At 33.5% G+C, this 6,621-nt stretch carries 7 protein-coding genes; 1 reads left to right on the top strand and 6 read right to left on the bottom strand.

All coding sequences use genetic code 11. The features are described 5' to 3' along the window. Window positions 1-26: 26 nt before the first annotated feature. Together B3I31_RS05630 and rbfA are read right to left on the bottom strand one after the other, a co-directional pair. A complete protein-coding gene (locus B3I31_RS05630; RefSeq protein WP_221855976.1) occupies window positions 27-1,211 on the bottom strand; it encodes an ABC transporter permease in 1,185 nt (394 codons plus the stop codon). Further along, complete coding sequence (gene rbfA / locus B3I31_RS05625; RefSeq protein WP_038334637.1) at window positions 1,211-1,570, bottom strand: 30S ribosome-binding factor RbfA; 360 nt, start codon at window positions 1,568-1,570, stop codon at window positions 1,211-1,213. Before rbfA ends, B3I31_RS05630 begins: the two co-directional genes overlap by 1 nt. 94 nt (window positions 1,571-1,664) lie before the next feature. Here rbfA and B3I31_RS05620 point away from each other — a divergent pair, with 94 nt between their 5' ends. Next, window positions 1,665-2,063 carry a group III truncated hemoglobin gene (locus tag B3I31_RS05620; protein ID WP_019975256.1) on the top strand — a complete coding sequence of 133 codons (399 nt, stop codon included), beginning with the start codon at window positions 1,665-1,667 and terminating at the stop codon, window positions 2,061-2,063. A 61-nt stretch (window positions 2,064-2,124) separates the two neighbouring features. Here B3I31_RS05620 and B3I31_RS05615 read toward each other — a convergent pair whose 3' ends face one another. The 4 genes from B3I31_RS05615 to B3I31_RS05600 form a co-directional block, all read right to left on the bottom strand. After that, a complete protein-coding gene (locus B3I31_RS05615; RefSeq protein WP_219034703.1) occupies window positions 2,125-3,498 on the bottom strand; it encodes an NAD-dependent succinate-semialdehyde dehydrogenase in 1,374 nt (457 codons plus the stop codon). A gap of 147 nt (window positions 3,499-3,645) precedes the next feature. After that, window positions 3,646-3,903 carry a hypothetical protein gene (locus B3I31_RS05610; protein ID WP_125349038.1) on the bottom strand — a complete coding sequence of 86 codons (258 nt, stop codon included), beginning with the start codon at window positions 3,901-3,903 and terminating at the stop codon, window positions 3,646-3,648. A 73-nt stretch (window positions 3,904-3,976) separates the two neighbouring features. Beyond that, window positions 3,977-5,536: a replicative DNA helicase gene (dnaB, locus tag B3I31_RS05605; protein ID WP_115001280.1), complete on the bottom strand. Its 1,560-nt coding sequence runs from the start codon at window positions 5,534-5,536 to the stop codon at window positions 3,977-3,979. A gap of 99 nt (window positions 5,537-5,635) precedes the next feature. Beyond that, window positions 5,636-6,589 (bottom strand): acetyl-CoA carboxylase carboxyltransferase subunit alpha, encoded by a 954-nt coding sequence (locus B3I31_RS05600; protein ID WP_038334644.1) that lies wholly within the window; start codon window positions 6,587-6,589, stop codon window positions 5,636-5,638. Window positions 6,590-6,621: the final 32 nt, after the last annotated feature.

The following is a 6,621-nucleotide window of genomic DNA, read 5'->3' as shown; positions in this document are numbered from 1 at the left end:
AAGCTTTTTTTATGTCTTAATATTTTTTATTTCACTTGTCTGGAAACGATCCACGAAACTAAGCTTCCCAAACCTAAAACAGTTACAATAACTGCAACAAAATTTTCGACAGAAAAGATAAATGGAAATGGAACAGTTGGCGAAGCCATAACCAAACCAAAATCTATTTGTAATAATCCAATAACAGAGGCGATTAATAAACCTGTTGTCATCGCGATAAGGGTGATAATAAAACCAGTTTGAAAGAAAATATTACGAATGTTTTTTCGTGATAATCCAAAACTATACATCGTCTGAATTTCTTTCTTTTTATCCAAAATCAAGATAATAATTGTTCCTGCCAAATTGAAACATGCAATGATAATGACTAACGTAAAAATCAAGTAACTGATTAAATTTTCCATATTCATTACTTTTAAGAAAGCTGAATCTAAATCTTGTCTGGTTTCGATTTTATAATGAGAACCTAATATTTTTTGAAGTTGAATTTTTACTTCGTTAAACGATTTTTTTCCAGTCGTTTTTACCTCAATCGAATAACATTGATTTTCGTTTAACAACAATAATTCTTGCGCCAAACCTAAAGTTGTAAATATGTGTTTGTCGTATTGTTCGTTCAAAATAAACACGCCAACACTGTACGCATCTTTGCGTGTAAAAGCATCGCTTTCTTGTTTTATTAGACCTGTTCCAGCTTTTGGCATCATCAAATCTGCTGGCGTTATCGGATCGATATAAAGTTGCAAACGCTCTGCAATTCCATTCGAAACAATAAAATTATCATCGCGATTAAAGTCTAAATATTGTCCACCATAAATTACCGTATCTAAACGTGTAATTTTGGTGAAATTTTCGTCAACACCTTTCAAATAGGCAATATCTTGCTTTCCTTTGTAATCGATGTAGACTTTTTCTTCGATGATTTTAGAAAAAGCTTTGACATCTTTTTGTTGCTTCAATTGATCCACAACAAAAGTTAAACTGTCCAATACTTTTCCTTTCGAAGGTGATATTTTAATTTCAGGATTTACATTGCTATAATACTTTAAATTCATTTTTTCTAATCCCGAAAAAACGGATAAAATAATAAATAAAGCCGCTGTAGCAACCAGAATAGCACCAACAGCAATCGATGTAATAATGTTTACGGCGTTTGTATTCGTTTTCGAAAAAATGTAGCGTTTCGCAATGTAAAGTGAAATGTTTCTCATTATAAGATTGGATTATTTCCTTCTCCTCTTAGCGCTTTGTCGATTTTATCCATTTCGTCTAACGAATTATCTAAAATGAAAATTAATTCTGGTGTAATACGCATTTGTTTAGAAGCACTTTTTGATAAAATTCCTCTAAATAATGGTGTATTAACTCTAATTTCTTTGAAAATTTCGTCTTTTTGAGTACTTGGAAAAATACTTACATAGATTTTAGAAACGCTCAAATCTGGTGTTACTTTTACTTCTGTAACACTAATCAAATTTCCAGGGAATTCCTTTACAGCCCATTTTCTAAAAGCTTCTGCTAATTCTTCTTGAAATAATTTACTTACTTTTTGTTGTCTATTGCTATCCAATTTTATTCATTTTTATGAGACTGTAAAATTACTGCATTTTTTCGTGATTAAAAACATTGATGAATTGAATTAAGTTCTTTGTAAATTTGTTTTAATGAAAAAAGATATCGAAACTTCAGAAGATGTTGCTTTATTGGTAAATACGTTTTACGATAAAGTGCAAAAAGATGATGTCATTGGTTACTTTTTTTCGGAAGTTGCAAAGGTAAATTGGGACGAACATTTGCCGCATATGATTCAGTTTTGGGAAACTGTTTTATTAGGAAAAGCAACTTTTGAAGGTTGGCCAATGCGAACACATTTGGTTTTGAGTCAGAAAGAGAAATTAAAACCGCATCATTTCGAGCGTTGGATTGAATTGTGGTACGGAATAATTGACGAAAAATTTGAAGGAGAAATAGCAAATGAAGCAAAAAATAGAGCAAAAATTATGCGTGATTTAATTCTTTTCAAAATTGACCAAATGGAACAAAAACAAGGGTTTATTCAATAAAAAAAATGCAGCTTCATAAAAGTTGCATTTTTTTTGTATAATTTGATTAATGATTGAAAAATTATTTCGCAATCATGATTAATTTTTTATTGATAAACTCCATAATTCCAGCTTTAGAAAGTTCGCGTCCGTAACCCGAATGTTTCACACCACCGAAAGGTAAATCTGGGCTTGAAGAAACTTGTTTGTTTACGTAAACCATTCCCGAATCTATTCTACGAGCGATTTTCTCCGCATTCGGAACATCTTCTGTATAAATAGAAGCACCTAATCCGTAAGGCGTATCATTCGCAATTTTGATTGCTTCTTCTACATCCTTCACTTTCCAAATACAAACTACAGGTCCAAAAACTTCTTCGTCATAGGCCTTCATTCCAGGTTTTAAATCTGTTAAAATTGTTGGTTGTAAAAAGAACCCATCACGATCAATACGTTTTCCTCCTGAAACAATTGTTGCTCCTTTATTAGCTGAATCATTAATTTGATCCAATAATTTTTCTAACGCGCTTTCCGAACTTACAGGTCCCATATTGGTGTCAGCATGTGTAGGGTCGCCAACTTTCATTCCGTTTATATAGTCCGTAATTTTTTTCAAATATTCATCGTAAATACCTTCTTGTACTATAATACGTTTCGAAGAAGTACAAGCTTGTCCAGCATTACGTAAACGACCGTTAATGGTTCCGTTCATCACTTTTTCGATATCCGCATCATTCAAAACGATCATTGGATCAGAACCACCAAGTTCTAAAACCGAAGGTTTTACATTTTTACCAGCGATACTTGCAACCTCTGCACCAGCAGCTTCTGAACCAGTTAAAGATACACCAACAATTTTTGGATTATTAATAATCGAATCTGTGTCTTTTCCTGACATCAATAAGTTTTTGTACAAACCTTTTGGAGCGCCAGCAGCAGTAAACATTTCTTCGAAAGCGATTCCACATTGCGGAATATTAGAAGCCGTTTTCAAAACAACTGTGTTACCAGCCATAATGTGAGGCCCAGCAAAACGTGCAATTTGAGAAAAAGGAAAGTTCCAAGGCATGACACCTAATAACACACCAATAGGTTCTGAAACCACATAAGCGTCACCTTTTTCTGTTTGTATAGGAACATTTGCCAAGAATTCTTCTGCATTATCAGCGTAATATTCGATGATATTTGCACTATAATCAATTTCGATTTCACTTTCATACAATGGTTTTCCCATTTCTGTTGTTATCAAAGCAGCTAATCGAGCTTTTTGCTTACGCATTTCGTTTGCGACACGTTTCATTACAGCTTTTCTTTCTTCGAAAGATTCGAATCGCCATGTTTGATATAATTCGTTTGCGTCGTCTATATATTGATTGATTTCTTCGCTTGTGTAGGCTTGAAATTCTTTTTCGATTTTACCTGTAGCAGGATTTAATGTTCTGATTGAACTTGCCATTTCACTCTTTATTTAATGTATACAAAGTTGTAGCAATTCTCGTTCCTAACAAAACTTTTAGGATAAATAAAACTGATAGTTGATGAGATTTTAGAAGGTTTGAACAATAAAGTAAGTATAAATGAACAATAGAAATTAGAAGAATGATTATTTATCTAAATCAGTTGCTGAATTTGTTCGTGATAAAAACCAAATTGTTCCGTTTTTACTTTTCATTTTTTTATTTGCTAAAATAATTCCTAATATTAATCCTGTTAGAATGAAGATAGAACCAATAATTAAATTAGAAATTGATTTATTTTGAAAATAAATCAACAATCCAATTATGAAGCCAATAATAAAGGGTGATATAAAGATTTGAATCCAACCATAAAGTTCTGCAATAAATTCTAGATTCTTTTTCATAAAGTAAATATTTATGATTGATTAAAATTATCAAATCTTAATAGAACAATTCGTTCAAAATAAAATCATTCTTTTAAAACGGTAAATTATCGTCGTCGTTGTTCATCGAACTTGTGAATTCTCCGCCGAAATCTCCAAAAGCATCAGAAGGATCGATAGCAGATAAATTCATTGCACTTCCCATTTCTTGAGAACCATCATTCATCGAGCTTTGAATTTCGAAATCTCCACCAAATGAAGTTTCTAAATCGGTAAATTTAGCTTGCTCATTAATGAATCGTAGACGCACATTTTCTAACGCACCATTACGGTGTTTAGCAATGATAAATTCGGCTTGACCAGCGCAAGGTTCACTTTCATCATCCCAATATTCTAATTTATAATATTCGGGACGATAAATAAACGAAACGATATCGGCATCTTGCTCAATCGCTCCAGATTCACGTAAATCCGATAATAATGGACGCTTGCTTCCTCCACGAGTTTCTACCGAACGAGATAACTGCGAAAGTGCAATAACAGGAATACTTAACTCTTTTGCGATTGCTTTTAAGGAGCGCGAAATCATCGAAATTTCTTGCTCACGGTTTCCATTTGCTTTTCCACCAGCAGTCATTAACTGTAAGTAGTCAATCAAAATCATTTTTACACCATGTTGAGAAACCAAACGACGCGCTTTTGCTCTTAAATCGAAGATAGAAAGGGCAGGCGTATCGTCAATGTAAAGCGGTGCATTTTCAAGACCTTTTACTTTTGTATATAATTGTTTCCATTCGTGATCGGCTAATTTTGCTTTACGCAATTTTTCACCCGAAATTCCAGTTTCACCCGAAATCATACGCGTAATCAACTGAACAGAAGACATCTCTAATGAAAAAACAGCAACTGGAATATTTTTGTCCACCGTCATATTTTTCGCCATCGAAAGGATAAAAGCGGTTTTCCCCATACCAGGACGAGCGGCTAAGATAATCAAATCCGATTCTTGCCAACCCGAAGTAATTTTATCAATTTCTGTAAATCCAGAAGATAAACCAGACATTCCTTCTTTGGTAGATTGGGCTTTAATTTTGTCAATCGCTTCTGTAACTAAATCTCTTGCTTCCGAATAACTACGCTTGATTCCACCTTCTGTAATTTCGAATAATTTCGATTCAGAATAATCCAGTAAATCAAATACATCGGCAGTATCATCGTATGATTTTTCAATGACTTGATTCGAAATTTCAATTAAACGACGAAGAATATATTTTTCTTGAATGACACGAGCATAATACTCCACGTGTGCAGAAGAAGAAACTTTTTGCGTTAATTGAATCAAATAATAATCACCGCCAACACGATCTAATTTGCCTTCACTTTTCAACTCATTCGAAACCGTTAATAAATCAATAGGTTCTGAATCGTTAAATAATTTTTGAATGACAGCATAAATCGCTTGATGCTCTGGACGATAAAAAACTTGCGGTGTAAGAATGTCAATGACTTCATCCAACCCTTTTTTATCAATCATCATCGCACCAAGTACAGCTTGCTCTAAATCAACAGCTTGTGGAGGAAGTTTACCTTTCTCTAAACCAATGACATTGTGCTTGTTAGCTGGTATTTCGGGATTATAATTTGCTTGTTCCATAAGAGTTTCAAAATTAAATAAAAAAACGAGATATAACTAATTTTATATCTCGTTTTAAAATTGTATATTCTACAATAAGTATTATTGTAAAACAATATTTTATCCTGAAAATTCTCCGAATTTGATGTAACGTTCTTGACGTTGTTGTTGTAATTCTTTTGGAGAAAGTTTTTTCAATTCGTTGTAAGTGTCTAAAACTTTATTTTTCAAGTTTGTGTACGCAACTTCTGGTTTGTAGTGTGCTCCACCAAGCGGTTCTTGAATGATGTCTTCAATTAATCCTAATTCTAACATATCAGGACCAGTTAATTTCATTTGCGAAGCAGCTTGCTCTTTGTAATCCCAACTTCTCCATAAAATTGTAGAACAGTTTTCTGGTGAAATTACAGAATACCAAGTGTTTTCTAACATGAAAACTTTGTTCCCAACTCCAATTCCTAATGCTCCACCTGAAGCTCCTTCACCAATTACAATTGTAATGATAGGAACTGTAAGTTTCAACATTTCGTAGATGTTTTTAGCGATAGCTTCACCTTGACCTCTTTCTTCAGCTTCTAAACCAGGATATGCACCAGGAGTGTCGACTAAAGTCAAGACAGGAATATTAAACTTTTCTGCTAACTTCATCAAACGTAAAGCTTTGCGGTAACCATCTGGATTAGACATTCCGAAACGACGATATTGTCTTTCTTTGGTATTTTTTCCTTTTTGTTGACCAATAATCATAAAAGTTTGACCATTGATTTTTCCCATACCACCAACCATTGCTTTATCATCAGCAAAAGTTCTATCTCCGTGAATTTCGATAAACGTGTTATCTGTGATCGCGTAAGCGTAGTCTAAAGTATAAGGGCGAGAAGGATGACGAGACAATTGTACACGTTGCCATGGCGTTAAATTACCATAGATTTCCTTCTTTTTATTTTCAATTGCAATTTCAATTTCAACGCAAGCCTGTTTGATGTTAACACCGCTTCCTTCGCCGACGATTTGACAGCTTTGTAACTGTTCTTCTAAATCTTTGATAGGTTGTTCAAATTCTAAATATTCCATACAAAAGTGTTTGTTCAATCCAACAAATATAG

Origin of the sequence: Empedobacter sp. UBA3475, assembly GCF_002378465.1 — a bacterium.
Lineage (GTDB): Bacteria > Bacteroidota > Bacteroidia > Flavobacteriales > Weeksellaceae > Empedobacter > Empedobacter falsenii_B.
Note: the sequence above shows the minus strand (reverse complement) of the source record. Positions and strands in the feature narration are given on the sequence as shown.